At 65.4% G+C, this 19,633-nt stretch carries 18 protein-coding genes, 2 tRNA genes and 1 pseudogene; 10 read left to right on the top strand and 11 right to left on the bottom strand.

Translation table 11 applies throughout. From position 1 onward, the window contains the following. The first annotated feature begins 342 nt into the window (after positions 1-342). The 7 genes and pseudogenes from AC1Z3O_RS25875 (at position 343) to AC1Z3O_RS25845 (ending at position 6,951) form a co-directional block, all read left to right on the top strand. On the top strand, positions 343-1,365 hold the full coding sequence (locus AC1Z3O_RS25875; protein ID WP_483518829.1) for a class I fructose-bisphosphate aldolase: 1,023 nt from the start codon (positions 343-345) through the stop codon (positions 1,363-1,365). A 385-nt stretch (positions 1,366-1,750) separates the two neighbouring features. Continuing rightward, entirely contained in the window at positions 1,751-2,464 is a 714-nt protein-coding gene (locus AC1Z3O_RS25870; protein WP_483518827.1) for a c-type cytochrome, read from the top strand. 114 nt (positions 2,465-2,578) lie between these two features. Continuing rightward, positions 2,579-3,757, top strand: a pseudogene (locus tag AC1Z3O_RS25865) (c-type cytochrome); the annotation flags it as partial. Positions 3,758-3,766: 9 nt separating this feature from the next. After that, positions 3,767-3,943, top strand: coding sequence for a hypothetical protein (locus tag AC1Z3O_RS25860; RefSeq protein WP_483518825.1), 177 nt, complete (start codon positions 3,767-3,769; stop codon positions 3,941-3,943). Positions 3,944-3,951: 8 nt separating this feature from the next. Next, positions 3,952-4,521: a cupredoxin domain-containing protein gene (locus AC1Z3O_RS25855; RefSeq protein ID WP_483522000.1), complete on the top strand. Its 570-nt coding sequence runs from the start codon at positions 3,952-3,954 to the stop codon at positions 4,519-4,521. After that, positions 4,508-6,136: a cbb3-type cytochrome c oxidase subunit I gene (locus tag AC1Z3O_RS25850; protein ID WP_483518823.1), complete on the top strand. Its 1,629-nt coding sequence runs from the start codon at positions 4,508-4,510 to the stop codon at positions 6,134-6,136. The genes AC1Z3O_RS25855 and AC1Z3O_RS25850 overlap by 14 nt, the downstream gene beginning before the upstream one ends. Beyond that, a complete protein-coding gene (locus AC1Z3O_RS25845) occupies positions 6,136-6,951 on the top strand; it encodes a c-type cytochrome (RefSeq protein WP_483518821.1) in 816 nt (271 codons plus the stop codon). The genes AC1Z3O_RS25850 and AC1Z3O_RS25845 overlap by 1 nt, the downstream gene beginning before the upstream one ends. Before the next feature lie 11 nt (positions 6,952-6,962). Here the strand turns inward: AC1Z3O_RS25845 and AC1Z3O_RS25840 are convergent, their stop codons facing one another. After that, positions 6,963-7,268 (bottom strand): hypothetical protein, encoded by a 306-nt coding sequence (locus tag AC1Z3O_RS25840; protein ID WP_483518819.1) that lies wholly within the window; start codon positions 7,266-7,268, stop codon positions 6,963-6,965. A gap of 317 nt (positions 7,269-7,585) precedes the next feature. Between AC1Z3O_RS25840 and AC1Z3O_RS25835 the strand changes: the two genes are divergently transcribed. Both AC1Z3O_RS25835 and AC1Z3O_RS25830 read left to right on the top strand, forming a co-directional pair. After that, positions 7,586-7,840, top strand: a complete 255-nt coding sequence (locus AC1Z3O_RS25835; protein ID WP_483518817.1) for a hypothetical protein — start codon at positions 7,586-7,588, stop codon at positions 7,838-7,840. Between the two features lie 402 nt (positions 7,841-8,242). Further along, on the top strand, positions 8,243-8,686 hold the full coding sequence (locus AC1Z3O_RS25830; RefSeq protein ID WP_483518815.1) for a GNAT family N-acetyltransferase: 444 nt from the start codon (positions 8,243-8,245) through the stop codon (positions 8,684-8,686). Positions 8,687-8,925: 239 nt separating this feature from the next. Here the strand turns inward: AC1Z3O_RS25830 and AC1Z3O_RS25825 are convergent. The 9 genes from AC1Z3O_RS25825 to AC1Z3O_RS25785 form a co-directional block, all read right to left on the bottom strand. Beyond that, positions 8,926-9,002 (bottom strand) — tRNA-Arg (locus AC1Z3O_RS25825). 150 nt (positions 9,003-9,152) lie between these two features. Then, entirely contained in the window at positions 9,153-10,145 is a 993-nt protein-coding gene (locus tag AC1Z3O_RS25820; protein WP_483518813.1) for a hydrolase, read from the bottom strand. 444 nt (positions 10,146-10,589) lie between these two features. After that, positions 10,590-10,676, bottom strand: a tRNA-Leu gene (locus AC1Z3O_RS25815). A gap of 146 nt (positions 10,677-10,822) precedes the next feature. Next, on the bottom strand, positions 10,823-12,109 hold the full coding sequence (locus tag AC1Z3O_RS25810; RefSeq protein WP_483518811.1) for an amidohydrolase family protein: 1,287 nt from the start codon (positions 12,107-12,109) through the stop codon (positions 10,823-10,825). Between the two features lie 143 nt (positions 12,110-12,252). Beyond that, positions 12,253-12,972, bottom strand: a complete 720-nt coding sequence (locus AC1Z3O_RS25805) for a TetR family transcriptional regulator C-terminal domain-containing protein (protein ID WP_483518810.1) — start codon at positions 12,970-12,972, stop codon at positions 12,253-12,255. Then, a complete protein-coding gene (upp, locus tag AC1Z3O_RS25800) occupies positions 12,972-13,640 on the bottom strand; it encodes a uracil phosphoribosyltransferase (protein WP_483518808.1) in 669 nt (222 codons plus the stop codon). Before upp ends, AC1Z3O_RS25805 begins: the two co-directional genes overlap by 1 nt. A 59-nt stretch (positions 13,641-13,699) precedes the next feature. Next, positions 13,700-15,013 (bottom strand): URC4/urg3 family protein, encoded by a 1,314-nt coding sequence (locus tag AC1Z3O_RS25795; protein WP_483518806.1) that lies wholly within the window; start codon positions 15,011-15,013, stop codon positions 13,700-13,702. Continuing rightward, on the bottom strand, positions 15,010-16,248 hold the full coding sequence (locus AC1Z3O_RS25790) for a GTP cyclohydrolase II (protein ID WP_483518804.1): 1,239 nt from the start codon (positions 16,246-16,248) through the stop codon (positions 15,010-15,012). The genes AC1Z3O_RS25795 and AC1Z3O_RS25790 overlap by 4 nt, the downstream gene beginning before the upstream one ends. A 241-nt stretch (positions 16,249-16,489) precedes the next feature. Continuing rightward, positions 16,490-17,566 (bottom strand): acyltransferase family protein, encoded by a 1,077-nt coding sequence (locus AC1Z3O_RS25785; RefSeq protein ID WP_483518802.1) that lies wholly within the window; start codon positions 17,564-17,566, stop codon positions 16,490-16,492. 717 nt (positions 17,567-18,283) lie between these two features. Here AC1Z3O_RS25785 and AC1Z3O_RS25780 point away from each other — a divergent pair. Then, the gene (locus AC1Z3O_RS25780; protein WP_483518800.1) at positions 18,284-19,111 is read left to right on the top strand and encodes a putative bifunctional diguanylate cyclase/phosphodiesterase; all 828 of its coding nucleotides are present in this window, start codon (positions 18,284-18,286) and stop codon (positions 19,109-19,111) included. 33 nt (positions 19,112-19,144) lie between these two features. Here AC1Z3O_RS25780 and AC1Z3O_RS25775 read toward each other — a convergent pair whose 3' ends face one another. After that, positions 19,145-19,633: an Rrf2 family transcriptional regulator gene (locus AC1Z3O_RS25775; protein WP_483518798.1), complete on the bottom strand. Its 489-nt coding sequence runs from the start codon at positions 19,631-19,633 to the stop codon at positions 19,145-19,147.

The following is a 19,633-nucleotide window of genomic DNA, read 5'->3' as shown; positions in this document are numbered from 1 at the left end:
CGTCCCGACTGACCGCCACGGTCCCGCTATGACATTGGTCGAGAGAACGGAGGCGATCGCAAGCCTTGCTCAGAAGGGCGAGCCAGCGGTGATCTTCAGACCGCTGGCCCAGAAGGACGAGGTCTCAAGACGCCCATTGCCGATTCTTGACCCGAGGTATGCCGCTGGCGGCACCTCATCTTGCGCCGTCGAAGCGTTGTGCCGGCTCCAGAAGGCCAAGGGCAAGCTGCGTGGATCGTTCGGTCCACCACAATAGTGCTGGTCATGCGTTCCCCGGCTCGCTTGCGTGAATGCATTTATGAGCTATTGCTTGTTCTTATGTCACCCGCCCGGAGCAACATCATGGATACACGAAGCGAACTGCAAGCCACCGTCGACGCCCTGGTGCAAGCGAGCAAAGGCCTGTTGGCCGCCGACGAGAGCGGGCCGACGATCGCCAAACGGTTCCAGCGCATCGGTGTGGAATCGAGCGAGGAGAGCCGGCGGGCATGGCGTACCCTGCTCCTGTCGACACCAGGTCTTGGCGAATTCATCAGCGGCGTGATCCTCTACGAGGAGACGCTCGGCCAGCGCACCGACGATGGCACGCCGCTGCCAGAACTTGCCGTGCGCCAGGGCATCGTACCTGGCATCAAGGTGGACAAGGGCAAGCTCGCGCTCGCCCACGCTCCCGGAGACGAGGTCACCGAAGGTCTCGACGGGCTGGCCAAGCGGCTTGCCGGCTATCGCCAACAGGGCGCGCGCTTCGCCAAGTGGCGCGTGGTATTCAACGTGTCGGACAAGCTGCCGGGCCGGCTTGCCATCGAGGCCAATGCGCAGGCGCTGGCAAGCTATGCCGCTATCTGCCAGGAGTCGGGCGTCGTGCCCATCGTCGAGCCCGAGGTGCTGATGGATGGCGCGCACTCCATGGCGCGATGCGCCGAGGTCACCGAGGCCGTGCTGCACGAAGTCTTTCACGCCTTGCACCGGCATGCGGTGGTGCTCGAACACATGCTGCTGAAACCCAGCATGGTGCTCCCAGGCAAAGAGGCCGCGCAGGCAGCTCCGGCAGAGGTTTCCGTGCAGACTGTGCAGGTGCTCAAGCGCACGGTACCGGCGGCGGTGCCAGGCATCTTCTTCCTCTCCGGCGGCCAAACGCCCACTGAGGCCACCGCCAATCTCGATGCCATGAACCGGCTCGGCCCATTGCCCTGGCGCTTGAGTTTCTCGTACGGGCGCGCCTTGCAGGAGCCGCCCCTGCTGGCCTGGCGCGGCGAGGCCGCAAATGTAACGCAAGCGCAACGGGCACTGCTGCAGCGCGCAAGGCTGAATGCCATGGCGTGCTCGGGGCAATACCAAGCGGCGCAGGAGAATGAAGCGAGTTGAGCATTTGACGAGCATGGCCAATACGAAGAGCCACGCCGTCCTGCGAGCCGGGACGGCCCCGGAATTGGGCTCGGATTTCGCGAGACCCTTGCAGACGCGATTGCGCTTAATGGTTGACGGGAGCCAGCGTGCGCAATTGGTCAATGAGCGCTTGGCGGCAATCAGCCGTGCTACTCCGCCGAAGGTCGGATATGAGTCTTCCCGGCAGCGCAAATTGCTTTGCAATGGAGACCCTGACCGCCTACGCTTGGAGGAACTTTGCCAAGTCACGAGCAAGGCGCTCGTGGTACCAGAGCCAAGCGCTGGAGCGGGCGCGCCTCAGCCAATGCGGCCTCGTGCATCTGGCTCCGATGCGTCGCGATGAAGGTGACATGGTCACAATCCAATGCGAAAGCGAATATCGGCTCCTCTCCTGGCTTCCCTGCTGATCTGGCCGCTCTGGGTGCTGGCACAGACCGAGGCCATCCCAGCCTTTAAGCAGCTGGATTCGCTCGAGGCACGGGTACAAGGCTGCGTGACCTGCCACGGCCAGAGCGGGCAAGGCACGAACAATGGCTACTATCCGCGTATCGCGGGAAAGCCCGCGGCGTACCTGTACAACCAACTGGTAGCATTCCGCGACGGCACGCGCAGGTATCCGCCGATGAATTATCTGGTCGCTTACCTGCCTGACGCCTATCTACGCGAGATCGCCGAGTACTTCTCCAAATTGCAGCCACCATTTGCGGCCAGGGAGGGGGCAGCCGCCGACCCCGGCGTTCTGGCACGGGGGCAGACCCTGGTGAACAGCGGGGACACCAGCAAGGGTGTCCCGGCCTGCACTGCCTGTCACGGCAGTGCACTCACGGGCATGGAACCTGGCATACCGGGACTGGCCGGCCTGCGCTCGACCTATATCGCGGCGCAATTGACCCGGTGGCGGATCGGAGAGCGGCATGCGACCGAACCGGATTGCATGAAGCGCATTGCCACGCGCCTGAGCGACTCGGACATCTCGGCGGTGGCGGCCTGGCTGGGCCAACAACCGCCGCCGAAGAACCTGTCGCCCGAGTCGTCCAACCTCGTGCGCATGCCTTTCGCATGCGGTAGCCAGCGGTGACCCGAAATGCGAACAAGCGCACGCCTCGCGATCGGCCTCGTCCTGCTGGCGGCGATCGGCGCAGGCGTCCTGTACCTGCTGCGCCCCGGCATGTTGCCCGAGAAGAAGAACGTTGTCGCAGTCAATCCGGCGACACAGGTCATCAATCAGGGCGAGTATCTGGCTCGTGTCGGAGACTGCGTAGCCTGCCATACCGCGCCCGAGGGAAAGCCGTTTGCGGGGGGGCGCGCCATGCCCACACCATTCGGCAATCTCTACGTGCCCAACATCACGCCGGACGATGAAACCGGTATCGGCCAGTGGAGCGCAGACGACTTCTACCGGATGATGCACACAGGTGTGTCGCGCGACGGTACGCTCCTTTATCCGGCCATGCCTTTCGCGTCCTATACCCGGATCACGCGGGCTGACTCGGATGCCATCTATGCCTACCTGATGTCCGTGCCGCCGGTGCGGCAAGCCAACCGGCCACACGAATTGCGTTTCCCCTTCAACCAGCGTGACCTGCTGATTGGCTGGCGCACGCTGTACTTCAAGGAAGGCGAGTTCACCCCCGACCCGAACCAGTCTGCGCAATGGAACCGTGGCGCTTACCTGGTCCAGGGCCTCGGCCATTGCGCGATGTGCCACACGGCGATCAATGCATTGGGCGGTTCCAGCGAATCGAAGGCGTTCGAGGGCGGCATGATCCCGAACCAGAACTGGTACGCGCCGTCGCTGACTTCCAACCGCGAGGCCGGCCTGGGGGACTGGGACATCAAGGACATCGTGGACCTGCTGCAGAAGGGCATCTCGCACCGGGGCACGGTGTACGGGCCGATGGCGGAGGTGGTCTACAACAGCCTGCAGTACATCAGCGACGCGGACGCCGAGGCGATGGCGGTGTATCTGAAGGCCTTGCCGCCACGGGAATCCGAGCCGCCGCCGACAAGCCAGGCACGCCTGGTCAGCCCGTCCGTCATGGAAACGGGCCGCAAGGTGTACGCGCTGCAATGCGCGACCTGCCACGGCGAGGAGGGCAAGGGCAATCCTCCGTCGTATCCGCCGCTGGCCAGCAACCGGTCCATCATCATGTCATCGCCGGTCAACTCGATCCGCATGGTCCTCAACGGCGGCTATGCGCCCGGCACCACGAAGAATCCACGGCCATATGGCATGCCGCCTTTCTCCCACATCCTGAACGACGAGGAAGTGGCCGCAGTCGTGACATACATCCGCGTGGCATGGGAGAACAGCGGCACTCCGGTGTCGCCGTCCCAGGTGAACGAGCTTCGCAAGCTGCTTCCCGAGTGAGAACCGACAATGGCCGATCCCGTCCATTCCGAACAGGCAGAGGGTGCCCAAGACGAGGTTGAGCGAATCGTCAGCGGCGGCCCGTCCGGGGCGTTTGCTGTCGCGGGCATTGCCACCGCGATCGTGATCGCGCTCTACTTTGGTTTCTACTTCGTGGTGTACCTGCCACGAGGCGCCGTCCAGTGAAGGACGATATGCCCCCCACCGCGCCCCACAGTGATGACTTCGAGGCGGTCGCCGAGGCGGCGGAACGACGCTGGGCAGTCATCGTCGCAGTCATCATTGCCGTGCTGGTGGCGATCATGATCTTTGTCGGGCTGCACTGGGCGTCGATGCCACCATCGCGTGTCGAAACGGTGGACGCGAAGACGCTGCACATACAGGGCGAGTTCGTCGAGAGCAACCTCGGGACGGCGATGGGTGCCGATGGCAGGGTCACTGTGCGGGTGGTGGCCCAGCAGTATTCCTTCGTTCCGCAGTGCATCGTCGTGCCCGCCGGGGTGCCCGTCACGTTCCGCGGCACGAGCTCCGATGTCGTCCACGGTTTCATCGTCGGTATGACCAACGCCAATACGATGCTGATTCCCGGTTTCGTGACGACATTCACAACCACGTTCCCCCACGCTGGCGAACAGCTGATGCCTTGCCACGAGTTCTGCGGTATCGGGCACGAGGCCATGTGGGCTCACGTACAGGTTCTGCCCGCTGACGAGTTCATCGCCAAGGCGCGCGCGGAAGAAAGGCTGAGCTGTGTTCCTCACTAGACGACTCGTACTGGCCCACCTCTGGGTTGCCTTCGCAGCCTTCCTGGGTGCAATCATGCTTGGGGAATGGCAGATGTACATGCGCAGCCCCCTGACGGCGTGGATCAACAATCCCGAGCACTATTACCGGTCCGTCACCGCGCATGGCACCGTGATGGGGTACGTGATGCCAACGCTGGTGGCGATGGGCTTCGGCTACGCGATCACGGAGCTTGCACTGAAGCGCCCGCTGATCGGCCTGCGCTGGGCGTGGGCCGGGTTCTGGCTACTGGTGGCCGGCACGGTCATGGCCGCGGTCACGATGGGCCTGGGCAAGGCCTCGGTCCTCTACACGTTCTACCCGCCCATGGTTGGCAGTCCCTTCTACTACCTGGGCGTCGTTCTGGTCGTGGTCGGATCATGGGTGTGGGTGGCGCTGATGGGCGTCAACCTGTGGGCATGGAAACGGGACAACCCGGGCGCAACCGTGCCGCTGGCCATGTTTGGCAACGTCGCCGGCGCGTACTTGTGGGCGTGGACGTCGCTGGGCGCCGCCCTTGAACTGTTGATCCAGATTCTTCCCGCATCGCTGGGCCTGACCGATACCATCAACGCGGGACTGGCCAGGGTGTTCTTTTCATGGACCCTGCACGCGATCGTCTATTTCTGGCTGATCCCGGCCTACCTTGCCTTCTACACGATCGTGCCGCGTGCCATCGGCGCACGGCTATATAGCGACACCATGGCCCGCGTGGCGTTCGCGTTGTTCCTCGTCTTCTCGATGCCGATCGGGATCCACCACCTGTTCGCCGACCCGCAGGTCGGCGCCGGGTTCAAGTTCGTGCATGCCGTGATGACCGCGATGGTCACGATACCGACGCTGCTGACGGTCTTTACCATCGTGGCATCAGTCGAGATCGCCGGCAGGCTGCGCGGTGGCACGGGCGTTTTCGGATGGATCCGTACCCTGCCATGGGACAACCCCATGATGCTCGCGGTGACCTTCTCTTTCGTCATGCTGGGCTTCGGCGGCGCAGGCGGCATCATCAACATGAGCTACCAGCTCAATGGATCGGTGCACAACACGCAGTGGATCACCGGCCACTTCCATCTGATCTTCGCTGGCGCCATCGTCATCATGTACATGATGGTGGCGTACGACCTGTGGCCACAGTTGACCCACTGCGCGCCGCTGCCGCAGAGGCTCATTCGCCTGCAGCTCTGGTTGTGGTTCGTTGGCATGCTGGTGTTGTCGCTGCCGTGGCACCTGGTCGGGCTGCTTGGCATGCCGCGGCGCATGGCCTACTACGACTACACGCATCCTGCGCTGCACCCGCAGGCCTGGACCGTGGTCGCGTCGACCTTCGGCGGATTGGCGCTCGTCATCTCGGCCATTCTCTTCATTTGGGTGCTCGCGCGCGCGCAGTTGCGTACCGGCGGCACCACAGCGCCCGCGTCCTATACATTCAGCACGCCGGTCCACCCTGGCGTGCGAGCCCCGCTGGCACTGAACGGGCTTGGCCTGTGGGTGGCAATGATGATCGGGCTCACCGTCGTCAATTATGGCTATCCAATCGCGCAGCTCGCACTGCTGAAAGATGCCTACGTGCCTGTGGTACCCGTCGGGAGCCGGTGATGGACGACGATGAAGGCGGAATGTACGCGTGGCGCAATCCATGGTTCCGCCGGAGCCTGGTATCGCTGGTTGCCCTGACAGCGGTTGCGATCCTGGTCGGGTTCGTCTGGCTGCCCTCGGTCCATTCCGACTTCACGGCGGAAGGCATCTGGGCCGCCATCTGCCGGGCCGCGGGCGCTCCGGCTTCCTGGGGCGACAAGGCGACCGCGAAGGAAGGGCGACGGTCGACCGACGTCGTCCTTGACCGGTCAATGGCCCGGGCCGGCACCGCGGATGCGATCGGCCGTGGCGCCACGCTGGCACTGAACTGCACCATGTGCCACGGCGCGCAGGGCATGAGTCTGTCGAACGCGCCCAACCTCGCGGGGCAGTACCCCGAAGTGGTGATCAAGCAGCTTCACGACTACAAGACCGGCATGCGATCGAGCGCGATCATGGAGGCCCTGTCCACCAGGCTTTCCGAGCAGGACATCAATGACCTGGCGGCATACTACGCCAGTCTCCCCAAGGCAAGGACCGCGCCGACAACCTATGACGAAACGCTTCCGCCGCTGGTCCGCGTCGGCGCGCCACTGCGCAACATCGCGCCCTGCATTGCGTGCCACGGAGGGGTCGATCAGAAGCTAGGGGCACCGTGGCTGGAGGGCATGCCGAAGGAATACCTGACAAGCCAGTTGAAGGCGTTTGCGAAAGGGGACCGCCACAATGATCCGGAAGCGCAGATGCGCAATATGGCGCGCACGATGACGCCGCAAGAAATCGAAGAAGTCTCCACGTTCTACGCGCGCAAAGTTCCGCAGGCGCAGGAGAAATAAGCTGCGCGCCGCTACATGTAGCGTTGAAAGCGGGGGCGCCATACCAGCATACGTGCGAGACGGACATCGGTCAGGCCGGCAATCAAGCCCGACGCGACACGATTCCCATCGAACCGCTTAACGAGGCTGGTGAGGCCGACGAAGAAGCCGAAGTCCTCGATGGTGTCGATCACATCGAAGTACCTGAACACCGGCCCGAAGGTCGCGTCGACGAGGCTGAATACCGGCCCGGCAAACAAGGGGCCTCGCCCAGTGCGGTCTCGAACTGCACGAACTCCGGCACGCTCGCCGCGGCCGGCGAAAGGCTCGGCGCGCATTACTTGCACTTGGGACTAACTCGCCTCCCCGTAGCGCACCGCCGTGCCTCGCCTTCAGCACCCACGAACGGAAAGCCCCTCGGCACTTACCCCTAATGTCCCAGATTGCAAAACATCCGTCCCGTGAAGTGAAATGACCGGGCGGCAGCTTTGCATACTGGCAGTCCGTCCGACCCCAAGCCTGATGGAAATTGGGTCTATGGGGACACAGACGCATCGTTGAGTACACCTCCCGGTGCCGCTCAAATTTAACGAACCACCGGTGGAAACAGCGCTTCCGAGCCTTGACGACATCGTGCCATTTCCGCGAGGGGAAAATGGAAAGCACCAAACGAGTCGGATATCACGATTTCAAAGCCTACACGGCGCGGCTATCGAGCGGGAAGTACCAAGGTTTCGTACTCGTGCGACACCACACGCTGGTGGGGACAGTTCAGTGGGTGTTTCGAGCCGGGAGGGTGAAGGCCGCAGAAGAAGATGCCTTCACTTGCGCTGAACTGAAAGCCGCCACGCTCATCCGCATCGCGTTGGATGGCCCGATTCAGGGCAGAAGTATCCGCAAAGCAGCCTGAAAGACTATCGATCTGCAGCACCGTGATGTTGGTGACGATCTGGAAAGTCTCCTTACTTCGATGGCATGCCTGCGAAGGGAAATTGATTGGCCTTACATCAGAATTAAGAAAAATAATGTGCGTTGCCGAACATCAATGACTCACTCGGGGGATGGCCGCTTTAACTCTACAAGGACATATTGTCCACTAGAGCGCGCTTGTAGCACGCCGCGATATGGGGGCTCCGTATTGTGGTTGGGAGGATTGATTTCGATAATGAGGCACAAAAGGTAACAGCACCCACCTCAGTTTGCTCAGCTATCAAACTGGCGGATAGTGCAGGGATGACATGGGAGCAGGATGTACCTTTGTGAGGCGATATGCGCTGAAACGGTTGCGCGCCCCAGGATGCAAGAAGAAACAATGATAAAGGATATTCGCATACGCGCGGCCGGGTCTGCAGATATGCAAGCCGTCTCGCAGGTGCTCCGCTCCTGCGGGTTGCCAATCATCGATATAGACCACTCGTCCTACCTCGACAGCCTGGCTGTCCTCGGCGAAAACGTAGTCGGTTGTGCCTGCGGCGAAATCTATGGCGAGACGGTCGCCGTCCATTCCGTTGCGGTGTTAGGTGAGTACCGGGGCCACCATATTGCCAGTCATCTTGTCAGGACCGTCCTGATGCGTGCCCGCGCCAATGGCTGCACGAAAGCTGCAGTGCTCACGCCAGAGCATCCCGCGTTCTTCGCTCGCTTTGGATTCACACTCACCGCCGCAGGCGACATGCCACAAGAGATGCAGCTTTCGAAAGAGTTCGTTCGGCGCTTCGGTGCAAGAACGCATTACATGTGCCGCCGACTGGAATGACGAGTCAGGAGATGGTGCTGCAGCGCCAGCCGGCTGCCGAGCGAGCGCGCCACTAGCACCAGACGATTGCCGTTGTGAATCAGGTGCTAGCTTCCGGGGATACGCCAGAACTTGAAGGCGCGAGCATCCGAGACGGCGGGTCGGCGTCCAAGATGATCTTGTTCACGCAGGTCGGGGGAAAGAAAAACGGCTTGGGGCGCTGAAACGCTCCAAGCCGTTTCTTTACTGCTCGTATTAGGTGGCGCGGCTGGCAGGATTCGAACCCACGACCCCTTGGTTCGTAGCCAAGTACTCTATCCAACTGAGCTACAGCCGCACGCGAGGACGCAATTATTAACCAGCGCAGCGTGGAACGCAAGCGTTTTCTGAGTCGACCCTCTGCATGCGATGTTTCACGGTGCAACGGGAGCGGCTTCGCAGCGTCCGCGCGGCTTGTGGCTTGGGGGCTTGTGGTGCCGCGGTGTCTCTACCAGCGGTAGCGCGCGCCGACCGTCGCGCCGGCATTGTGTCCTACCGGCTTGACCTTGAACCAGAGCTTCATGCCGCTGGCGGTGCTGCTGTGCGCGCCCACGTTAAAGGAGAACAGGCCTTTCAGCAGATCGGTATCGACCTTCGTACCGACGATATTGATGGTCTGCGTGCGGCTGTTCTGCCACCAATCGGCCTCGACGAAGGGGTAGACGCCGGACAGCCGTGTCGGCTGAGCACGGTAGAGCCGCACCGCGACGCCTGCCGCGCTGGCATCGAGCAACTGGTCGCCGAAGGCCTGGTGGCCCGGCCCGCCGCCAGGCTGCTGGGCGAACTGCACGCGCGACTGGATGACCATTCCACCGGTATGCGGCACCACGCTGTCATAGGCAAGCGACATTGCCGTGCTGCGCGCATCGACAAAACCGATGGCCGTGGTAGCGTCGTCGACATGCAGGGAGGAGACATGCTCGCGCGCCCGGCTCATCGCGACCTCCGCCCTCTCGATCAAGGACGGGCCGCGCGGCTCGTCATACTCGGCCGGCGGCAGCATCTGGCGAACGTACTCGACAGGCTCTGCCTTTGCCGGCATTGGCGAAGTGAACCCGGTCGATACCGGCGCCGCGGAAGCCGCAGCGGGCGCGCCCACTGATGCCCTGGAAGCCGCGGGGACCATGGCGCCGATCCTGCCGATGGCCGCGACGGTAGCCTCCGGCTGCGTAGAAGACAGATCCGTGCCCTGCGCCTGGTCTGCGGATGGCAGGCCGGCCGAGGGTGCCGCCTCCGCGCGTGTCGCTGCGTCTGCGCGCCCGACCAAGGCCTGCACGGGCGTAGCGGGCTGCGCTGGCGACTCGGCCCGCGACGCGGGCTCCGCCACGCTTTCTGGGATTGCCGATGAGGTGGTGATGGTGGTTTCGTCAGGCCGGGGTTGGCGCCAATCGGTGGAGGATTCCTCCGCCTGCACCAGTGCCGGCAGCAGGATCAGCAGCAAGGCGCCGCAACGGCAGAGTGGCAGATGACAAGCCGGGGATGCGAGGGGCACAAGGTGCTGGCAGCGTTCGGACCGGGGTCCGAACCCTCCCTCCTTCGCCAGTGACAAGACCATAGCCATGGCGCGCTCCTCTGCCTCATGAACGCCGCCCGATTTGCTTGAGCATAGGACAAAGCGCGGGCCTGTGTAAGCGCCAAATGGGCGCCCGTCGACACACCCCGCCACGCGCGGACACGCTGCTTCGGGCGCTGATTCAGCGACGTAACAGTTCTGAATGCCTGGAGAAAGGCCGTATGCGCGCGTGCCCGCAGCTGTGCTTCGCGAAACACCGCCACCAGCAAACGCCGCCAGCAAACGAGGCGCGACGGAAAAAGAAAAAAGCCCGCATCGCTGCGGGCTTTTTCCGGTTGCCTGAGAGAGGCGCGCCTCTCGCAAACTGAATGATGGTGCCCAGAAGAGGACTCGAACCTCCACAGTGTTGCCACCGCTAGGACCTGAACCTAGTGCGTCTACCAATTCCGCCATCTGGGCTTCGTCTCACCGCATTGCTGCGTGCGAAGCGAAGAAGATGATTATGCTGGCTGATGCAGCCTACGTCAAGCCGTTTCGATAAAAAAAGTCACAGAAATGCGCCAGAATGTTCCGCCCCCCTTGCGGCTTAGCTGACCAGGATCGGATCAGCTCCCCTCCGCGTCGGGCTGGAAGCTGACCGTCGCGGGCCGACCGGACAGGTAAAGCGTAGCGGTGGCCGGGAGCGTGCTGGCCACGATCTTGCCGGCGCGCAGCACCAGCAGGCGGGTGGCGCGCAGCCGCAGCGCCTCGACGGGATCGCGCGCCTGCAGCAGTACGAGGTCCGCCCGGCAACCCGGCGCCAGCCCATAGCCGTCCAGGCCGAGAATGGCGGCCGGCGTCTGCGTGACGGCGGCGAAGCAGTCGCGCATCGATTCCTGCCCGGTCATCTGCGCAACGTGTAGTCCCATGTGCGCCACCTCCAGCATGTCGGCCGAGCCCAGCCCGTACCAGGGATCCATCACGCAGTCATGGCCGAACGCGACCGGTACGCCGGCGGCCAGCAGTTCAGGGACGCGCGTCATGCCGCGCCGCTTGGGGTAGCTGTCGTGGCGGCCCTGCAGGGTGATGTTGATCAGCGGGTTGGCGATGGCCGCGACGCCTGCCTCGCACATCAAGGGCAGCAGCTTCGAGACATAGTAGTTGTCCATCGAATGCATGGAGGTCAGGTGCGAGCCCGCTACCCTCCCCTGCAGCCCGAGGCGCTGGCTGTGGTAGGCCAGCGTCTCGACGTGCCGCGACAGCGGATCGTCGCTCTCGTCGCAATGCATGTCGACGCGCAGGCCGCGTTCGCTCGCCAGCTCGCAGAGGATGCGTACCGACTCCGCACCGTCGGCCATGGTGCGCTCGAAGTGCGGGATGCCGCCGACCACGTCCACGCCCATGTCGAGCGCGCGCTTGAGGTTGTCCAGCGCACCCGGGGCGCGCAGCAGGCCGTCCTGCGGGAAGGCGACCAATTGCAGGTCGAGATAGGGCCTGACCCGCTCGCGCACGTGCAGCAGCGCTTCCACCGCCAGCAGCCGGGGGTCGCAGATATCCACGTGCGAACGGATCGCCAGCAGCCCCTTGGCCACCGCCCAATCGCAGTAGGCCAGCGCGCGCTCGACCAGCGCCTGCTGCGTCAGCAATGGCTTGAGCTCGCCCCACAGCGCAATGCCTTCCAGCAGCGTGCCCGAGCGGTTCAAGCGGGGCTGGCCGTAGGAGAGCGTGGAGTCCATGTGGAAATGGGCATCGACGAAGGGCGGCGACACCAGTTGTCCGGCCGCGTCGATCTCCTCGCCGGCGCTGGCGGCCAGCGCCGGTTCCGCGGCGGCGATATGGGCGCCCGCGATGCCGATGTCGATACCGCGTCGGCCGTCGGGCAAGGTGCAATTGCGCAGGATCAGGTCGAGCATGGCGTGTTCCGCTGGAATGTTCCGCTCAGGGCTTCCGCCTGCATGCGCGGCCGCTGTCTTCGCCCGCCACGCAGGCGCGCGCCTCCCGGGAGGTGCGCGTCCCCATCGGCGGCGGCATGTTCCGGCGCCGCCCGCACTGCCGCTCAGACTACATGTCCACCGCCCTCGAAGGCAATCGGTACCGGCGTGTGCCCACCGTCTTCGGCATCCACCAGCCCGCAGCCGCGCAGCAGCAGCGCGACGAGGTGGTCGGTGGCGCGCTGGAACTCGCGCGTGTCCAGGCGGCTCACGCCGAGCACTGCGCATACCTGCGCCTCGAAGTCTGCATAGGTCTGTGTGGCCGCCCAGATGGTGAAGAACAGGTGCTGCGGGTCCACGCTGGCCATCTGGCCGCTGGCCACCCAGCGACGGATCACCTCCGCCTTGCGCGCCACCAGCGCACGCAGCGCGCCGCTCAACACGTCGGCAATCTCCGGCGCGCCGTGCAGCAGTTCGTTGGCGAACACGCGCGAGGCGTCCGGATGGCTGGCCGACAGCCGCATCTTGGCGCGGATGTATTGCTCCAGCGCCTGCCGCGGGGGCTCATCGGCATTGATGATGTCGGTCTCCGACAGCCAGAGTTGCAGCGTGTGGGCCAGCACCGCGCGATACAAGGCCTGCTTGGTGCGGAAGTAGTAATGCAGGTTGGACTTCGGCACACCGGCGCGCACGGCGATTTCCGCCATGGTGGCGCCGGCGAATCCCGCGCGCGCGAACACATGCTCGGCCGCGCGCAGGATGCGCGCCTCGTTCTCCTGCCGGATGCGTCCGCCGCACGCCTCGCGCGCCCGCGCCAGGCCGCCCGGCATGGCTAGGGCATCCATCACCGTGTGCCGTAGAGCCGGTCGCCGGCGTCGCCGAGGCCGGGCACGATGTAGCCATGCTCGTTGAGTTCCTCGTCGATGGCCGCCGTGACGATGGCCACATCCGGGTGCGCCGCCTGCACCGCGCGCAAACCCGGGCGCGAGGCAATCAGGCAGACGTACTTGAGCGCGCTGACACCCGCCTCCTTCAGCCTGTTGAGCGCGGCCACGGCGGAATTGCCGGTGGCCAGCATCGGGTCGACCACGATCACCAGGCGTTCGTGGATGTCCTCCGGCATCTTGAAGTAATACTCGATCGGCTCCAGCGTCTCGGGGTCGCGGTAGAGGCCGATATGGCCGACACGGGCCGCTGGCAGCAGTTCGAGCATGCCGTCCAGGAAGCCGTTGCCCGCGCGCAGGATGGAAACCAGGCACAGCTTCTTGCCCGACAGCACGGGCGAGTGCATCGGCGCGATCGGCGTCTTGATGGCAATCATTTCCATGGCCAGGTCGCGCGTGGCCTCGTAGGTCAGCAGTTGGCTGATTTCGCGCACCAGCCTGCGGAAATTGTCGGTGGTGGTCTCCTCGCTGCGCGCCAGCGTGACTTTGTGCTGCACCAGCGGATGGTTGACCACCAGCACATTGGACGCGGCCTGCTGCCGGTTCGGCACGGAAGAGATGTCGTTCATGGTGTCGCTCCTGGATGCGGTGGAGACGCTAGCCCCGGCGGGCAGGCTGTCCGGGTGCTTCAGAACACGGTGCCGTCGCTGATCACCGGGAATGGCGGCGCGCCGCCCGGCGGCCGGCGCTCGGCGGCGATGCGGCGCCCGGCCGCCCAGGTGCCGCCCTCCAGCACGCGCGCCAGCGGGAAGGCCTCGGCCGTCAGGCCAAGCGCCTCGCGCACGCTGTGCGCCACCAGGTCGAGCCCTGTGACGGTCAGTGCCCGCCACTCGACGATGGCCGGCTCGTCCACCGTGTGCGCCGTCGTGGCGAACGCCGGATCGCGCGGCACCATCAGCGCGAAGTCGTAGAGCAGGCCGCCATTGCGGTATTCCGGCAGGCCGGTCAGCACGTCCACCCCGGTCACGGTCAGGCCGCCATCTTCCAGCGGCTCCAGCATGGAGTAGGTCAGCCACTGCGTGAGCTTGTGGAACGGCACCAGCCCCCCGCTGGCGGCGGCATGCGGCCAGCAGTCGCCCAGCGAAACGCCTTCGAGCACGATGCGCCCCGGCCAGACCGGGCCCAAGGCCACCAGCAGGGTGTGCAGGACGAAATCCGCCCCGATGCGTCCGTCGCTCGCATGTGCCTGCAGGTAGTCGAACAGATTGCCCAGCCGGGCAGGCGTGCCGAATACCGCCGGCGTGGCCTGCGCCACCTCACCCATCCGGCGCAGCAGGCCGGCCCGCCCCTCCAGGCCCACCAGCGGATTGTGCTGCGCTACCTGGAAGGCGCTGGCAATGGTGGAGGCGTCGATGCGCATCAGCCGCTCGGCGTCCGCGCGCAGCGGGTCGCCGCCGCCGGCGGAGAAGCCGCCGCGCGTGAACAGGTCGAAGCTGGCCACGCCCAGGCCCTCGGAGCGGCTCAGGATCAGGTCGCTCGCCGAGTCCCGGTAGCGCCAGTCCGGCCCGGCCCCGGCATCGAGCAGCACGCTCGGGATCACCAGGTCGATGCCGATCCGTGCGCGCTCGCTGCTATGCTCCGGCCCGTTCAGGCCGGCGCGTTCGCACAGCAGCCGCCAGCGGTCTATGGTCTCGCCCGGCGCGCCGCTCTCGAAATGGCGCCAGCGGCTGTGATAGGGCACGGCCAGGCCGGGAAAGCGGCGCCGGATGGTCGCCGTCACATAGTCCGCGATGGCCGGCACCCGCTCGGGATGCCAGCTAAACAGCGCCGACTCGCCGGCCTCGACGAAGCGTGTCACTTCCGCGCAGCGCGCGCGCACCGCTTGGGCGCTGAGCAGCGCGCCGGCAGGATGGTCGGGCGGCACCGGGCTGGCCCAGCCACCGCCCTCGGGTCCGCCGCCGGCGGCGGCGCCCGTCAGATCCCGTTCCGGATAGGCATTCATTCTTCCAACCCCCTGCCCTTGGCCAGCGCCAGTTCGCTGGCATCGGGCGGTGTATACCGCGTGAAATAGCCGGCTGCGACCTTGGCATCGATTTCCACCCGGGCGTCGGCCGGAATCAGCTCGTCGGGTATCGGCACCTGCTCGACCACCTCGATGCCCTGCGCGGTCAGCGCCCCGTGTTTCACGTTGCTCATCGAAGCCCAGCGGTCGATGCGGCGGATGCCGAGCCAGTGGAATACATCGGGCATCAGCTCCTGGAAGCGCATGTCCTGCACGCCCGCCACGCATTCGGTGCGGGCAAAGTAGGTTTCCGCGCGATCGCCACCGGCCTGCCGCTTGCGTGCGTTATAGACCAGGAACTTGGTGACCTCGCCCAAGGCGCGGCCTTCCTTGCGGTTATAGACCACCAGTCCAACGCCGCCCTGCTGCGCCATCTCGATGCACACTTCGATGCCGTGCGCCAGGTAGGGCCGGCAGGTGCAGATGTCGGAACCGAACACGTCCGAGCCGTTGCATTCATCGTGCACACGGCACGCCACGCGCGTCTCCGGCTTGCCGAGCTGCGTCACGTCGCCGAAGAAGTAAAGGGTCATGCCGCCGATCGGCGGCAGGAAGACCTTCAGGTCCGGACGCGTCACCAGTTCGGGGAACATGCCACTGGTCTGCTCGAAGAGGCTGCGCCGCAATACGCTTTCCTTGATGTTGAAGCGGCGGGCCAGCCCCGGCAGGTGCCAGACCGGATCGATGGCGGCCTTGGTCACGCGCACGTCGCCGTTCGGATACAGGGTCTCCCCGTCAGGCTTGAGGCGGCCGGCGGCAATCGCGGCCATCAGTTCCGGCATGTTGATATGGGCGCGCGTGATGGCGATCGTCGGGCGCACGTCCACGCCGGCGGCGATGCGATCGGAAAATGCCGTCGAGACAAGGTGGCCCCAGGGATCGAGCGAGACGATCTTGTCCGGATCGCTCCACTGCGAGTGGGGCCCGATCGATACGGCCGGTGCGGTGTCAGTCAGGTCTGGCCGATGGTCCCGCTGCAGCGCGCCGGAAGCCACGGCGAGCGCGCGATAGACGGCGTAGGCTCCGGCATGCGTCCCGATCACGTTACGGTGCGCGGGATTGGTCAGGCTGGCGATGACCGGACCGCGCTCGGCAGCGGTGGGCGCCCCCCAGCGGATGGGCTCGGCAGGCTTGTCGCGGCGAGCGTGCGAAGTCAGGACGATGTGATCGGACATGACAGCCTCGGCGGGAAATCCTGACCAAACGGTCAGGTTTACGCTTCCATACTAGGCAATCTTCATGCCATCCCCAAACCGGGATTTTCATGCTCTGTGGCGGAACGCACACGCCATATGCGCACTGCCGACGTGCATGCCACGCCACGCACGGCAAGCGGCGTCCGCGGGGCGCGCACCATGAAAAAGCGGCACCCATCGGGTGCCGCCTCGGCATCAATCTGCAGGCCCGCGCCGCGGCTCAGGTCGCATGGTGACTACGCCACAGCGTCACGCGCGCGCGCAGATGGCCCAGCAGGTCCGCCCCTTCCACATAGCGGTGGAAGAGCGCCCCGGCGATATTGCTGCCCACCCAGGCCACCACCATGCCGACGGCGTTCGCCACCGGCCGGCCGGGCAGGAAATGGAAGAACAGCGCATTGACCACGAGGCAGACCGGAAAGTGCACCAGGAACACCGAGTAGGAGATGCGGCCGAACCAGGCGACCACCGCCCCCCCTTGCCACTGTTCCAGCCAACCCCGGTGGCGCGCCAGGCCGAGCAGCAGGGCCACCACCAGCGCCACGGCGATGCGCAGCCGGAAATCGACCGAGAGGGCCAGCAGCGCGACCGCGCCGAGCAGCAGCAGGGGCAGCGGCGAGCGGCCTGGACGCGAGGCCCAGTAGGTCAGCGTGCCCAGGCCATAGGCGCCGAAGAAATAGACAGCCCAGGCATCCCATGCCGCATCCCGGTTGAACCAGAACAGCGAGGCCAGCGCCATCCCCAGCACCAGGCATACGCCGGCGCGGCGCGAGCCGAGGCCGACGGCGCGGGCAGCCCACAGCATGCCCAGCAGCAAGGCGAATAACTGCATGTCGATGGCCACGTACCAGACGCCGGCCGATAGCGCGTCCACATCCAGCAGGTTGTGCAGCAGCAGCACGTGCGCGACGAACTGGCGCAGATGCGGCGCGGCGGGAATCGAGTCGTGGTGCATCCAGTGCCGCGCAATGGCGGCACCCGCTATGGCCAGCACGATGGCGACCGTATAAGGCAGCACGAGCTTCTGGTAGCGCCGCCACAAGGCAGCCAGCGGATGGGCGACCAACAACTCGCCGGACGGCGCGAGACTGCGTGCCGCCAGGAAGCCGCTTATCACCAGAAAGACTTGCACCGCGATGCGGGCATATTGGGACAGCCAGTCCAGCACATCGGGCGCAAGCACATGCGCGGCATCCGACATGGGGCCGTAGAAGGCGAGATGATGCAGAACAATCAGCTGCGAACTGACCGCCTTGAGCGCGTCGATGCACGCCAAGCGCGAAGAACGGGGGCTCATTGTTTTTGTTTGTCAAGCGAAAGAACGAAGGGATTGATTTTACTCCCATGAGGGAGCCTCCGCCAGTGGCTGATCGCTCACCCGGCATGACATGCCACCGCTGCCGCGCCTTCACAGTCCGCGGCTGATGCGGCCCCAAAGAGCCGCATCAGCCCCGCCGACGACCTCCGCCCCCCTCTGCTGTTTCATCCCCGTTGCATTCGCCGGCGCGGCGGCCATCGCAATCACCCGCATGCGCCTGGAGACCGCCTTGTGTCGGTACGCCCGGCAGGAAGCCGCCTGCGGGGGAAGGCACCGCTCCATGCGACACCGAAGACACCCGCAAAAGCCTGGAATACCGCCTGGAGCTTGGGTTCTCCGCCTGGCGCGCGGCGCCGCGCTGCAGGCCCGGCAGGGCGGGAGGCGCCGGCCACCGCGCGCCCTGCATCGCGTGACGGGGCGCTTACTGCGTAACACATTCGCAACCGATTGCAATGCCAAACCGCCGGCAGGGCTAGACGAGTGCCTCGCCGGCTCGCGCCGACAGGACCCGCCCGGAACCAGCCCGACTGCGCCAATGCCCCGCCTGGCGCGGGCTGCACGGCTTTCCATGGCCAATTGCCGGCCTGGCTCTGCAGCGGCCCTGACTTGATTTGGCATGGACATTGCCTAGCAGGTCACCAGGAACACTCCGCGGCGCGGGAAGTCACGCGCCACCACGGCCGGAAACCTGTGGACATGACCACCATGCCAAGCGAACGCGCCCGCAGCGTCCCGTACCCTGACATCGCCAGCAGCACCGGGTTGCTGCTGTACGACTTGCCACATGCCGCGTGCCGCGGCGAACTGCGGGCGTACTTCCAGCCCAAGCTGGCGATGGGGAAGACCTGCCAGCTCGTCGGCGCCGAGGCCCTGGTACGCTGGCAGCATCCGCGCCTGGGGCTGCTCGGGCCGGATACGTTCGTTCCCCTGGCCGAGCGCAGCGGCGACATCGGCTCGATCGGCCAGTGGATGCTGCACGAGGTATGCCGGCAATTGCAGGAATGGGATGCGCAAGGCCTGGCCGCGCCGGAGATCGCGATCAATATCTCCCAACAAGAACTGTGCGACCCGCATCTGCTGGCACGGATCGAACACTGCCTGCGATGCCACGGCGTCGCCCCGCACCGGCTGATGCTGGAATTCACCGAAACCACGGCCATGAACGACCCGGACCGGGTCGCCGGCGTGCTCGCGGCGCTGCGCGCGACCGGCCTGCGCGTGGCGCTGGACGATTTCGGCACCGGCTACTCCAGCCTCGCGCGCTTGCATCGGCTGGCCGCCCACGAACTCAAGCTGGACCGCAGCTTCGTGGCGCCGCTCGGTGCCGGCGAAGCGAAAGCCTGCGCCATCGTCGCCGCCATCGTCGCGCTGGGACATTCGCTCGGCATGCAGGTGGTCGCGGAGGGCGTGGAGACGCAGGCGCAGCTCGAGACCTTGCGCAGGCTGGGCTGCCATCACGTACAGGGTTTCCTGTTCTCGCGCCCGCTCGCGGCCGCCGCCTTTGCCCGCGGCTGGCTGCACTAGCCACCCACCACGGCCGCCGTCGCAGCGGCCCCTTCAGTTCTGCCCGGGCGGCCCGGACACGGCCGGCTTGCGCATCAACGTGATCGGCGCCCCGCCAGACAGGAGACGCGTCAAGGGTTCCGGCTGCGCCACGAGGTCCTGCAGGGTATACCGGTCCAGCACATCGAAGTAGGCCTGCAACGCATCCGCCAGCACGCCCCGCAAGCCGCAGACCTGCGTGATCACGCAATGGTTGTCCTCGGCATGGAAGCACTCCACCAGGCCGAAATCCGGCTCGGTGGCACGGATGACATCGCCTACCCGGATCTGGGCCGCAGGCCGGCCCAGGCGGATGCCGCCCGAGCGGCCTCGCACCGTGTGCAGGAAACCGGCTTGGCCAAGCCGCTGCACGATCTTGATCAAGTGGTTCTTGGGAATGGAAAAAGCATCGGCCACCTGCTGGATCGTGACCAGATCGTCAGGATGGACCGCCACGTAGATCAGCGTGCGCAGGCTGTAGTCGGTGTAGTCCGTGAGTCTCAT

It is taken from the genome of Cupriavidus sp. 09_S30 (genome assembly GCF_056930435.1).
This window is presented reverse-complemented; position numbering and strand designations above follow the sequence as displayed.

Excerpts from the sequence above, each read along its gene's own strand:
- AC1Z3O_RS25875 (WP_483518829.1), top strand. The coding sequence starts at position 343 with ATGGATACACGAAGCGAACTGCAAGCCACCGTCGACGCCCTGGTGCAA.
- AC1Z3O_RS25870 (WP_483518827.1), top strand. The coding sequence starts at position 1,751 with ATGCGAAAGCGAATATCGGCTCCTCTCCTGGCTTCCCTGCTGATCTGG.
- AC1Z3O_RS25860 (WP_483518825.1), top strand. The coding sequence starts at position 3,767 with ATGGCCGATCCCGTCCATTCCGAACAGGCAGAGGGTGCCCAAGACGAG.
- AC1Z3O_RS25855 (WP_483522000.1), top strand. The coding sequence starts at position 3,952 with ATGCCCCCCACCGCGCCCCACAGTGATGACTTCGAGGCGGTCGCCGAG.
- AC1Z3O_RS25845 (WP_483518821.1), top strand. The coding sequence starts at position 6,136 with ATGGACGACGATGAAGGCGGAATGTACGCGTGGCGCAATCCATGGTTC.
- AC1Z3O_RS25840 (WP_483518819.1), bottom strand. The coding sequence starts at position 7,268 with ATGCGCGCCGAGCCTTTCGCCGGCCGCGGCGAGCGTGCCGGAGTTCGT.
- AC1Z3O_RS25835 (WP_483518817.1), top strand. The coding sequence starts at position 7,586 with ATGGAAAGCACCAAACGAGTCGGATATCACGATTTCAAAGCCTACACG.
- AC1Z3O_RS25830 (WP_483518815.1), top strand. The coding sequence starts at position 8,243 with ATGATAAAGGATATTCGCATACGCGCGGCCGGGTCTGCAGATATGCAA.
- AC1Z3O_RS25810 (WP_483518811.1), bottom strand. The coding sequence starts at position 12,109 with ATGCTCGACCTGATCCTGCGCAATTGCACCTTGCCCGACGGCCGACGC.
- AC1Z3O_RS25805 (WP_483518810.1), bottom strand. The coding sequence starts at position 12,972 with ATGGATGCCCTAGCCATGCCGGGCGGCCTGGCGCGGGCGCGCGAGGCG.
- upp (WP_483518808.1), bottom strand. The coding sequence starts at position 13,640 with ATGAACGACATCTCTTCCGTGCCGAACCGGCAGCAGGCCGCGTCCAAT.
- AC1Z3O_RS25795 (WP_483518806.1), bottom strand. The coding sequence starts at position 15,013 with ATGAATGCCTATCCGGAACGGGATCTGACGGGCGCCGCCGCCGGCGGC.
- AC1Z3O_RS25790 (WP_483518804.1), bottom strand. The coding sequence starts at position 16,248 with ATGTCCGATCACATCGTCCTGACTTCGCACGCTCGCCGCGACAAGCCT.
- AC1Z3O_RS25785 (WP_483518802.1), bottom strand. The coding sequence starts at position 17,566 with ATGAGCCCCCGTTCTTCGCGCTTGGCGTGCATCGACGCGCTCAAGGCG.
- AC1Z3O_RS25780 (WP_483518800.1), top strand. The coding sequence starts at position 18,284 with ATGACCACCATGCCAAGCGAACGCGCCCGCAGCGTCCCGTACCCTGAC.
- AC1Z3O_RS25775 (WP_483518798.1), bottom strand. The coding sequence starts at position 19,633 with ATGAGACTCACGGACTACACCGACTACAGCCTGCGCACGCTGATCTAC.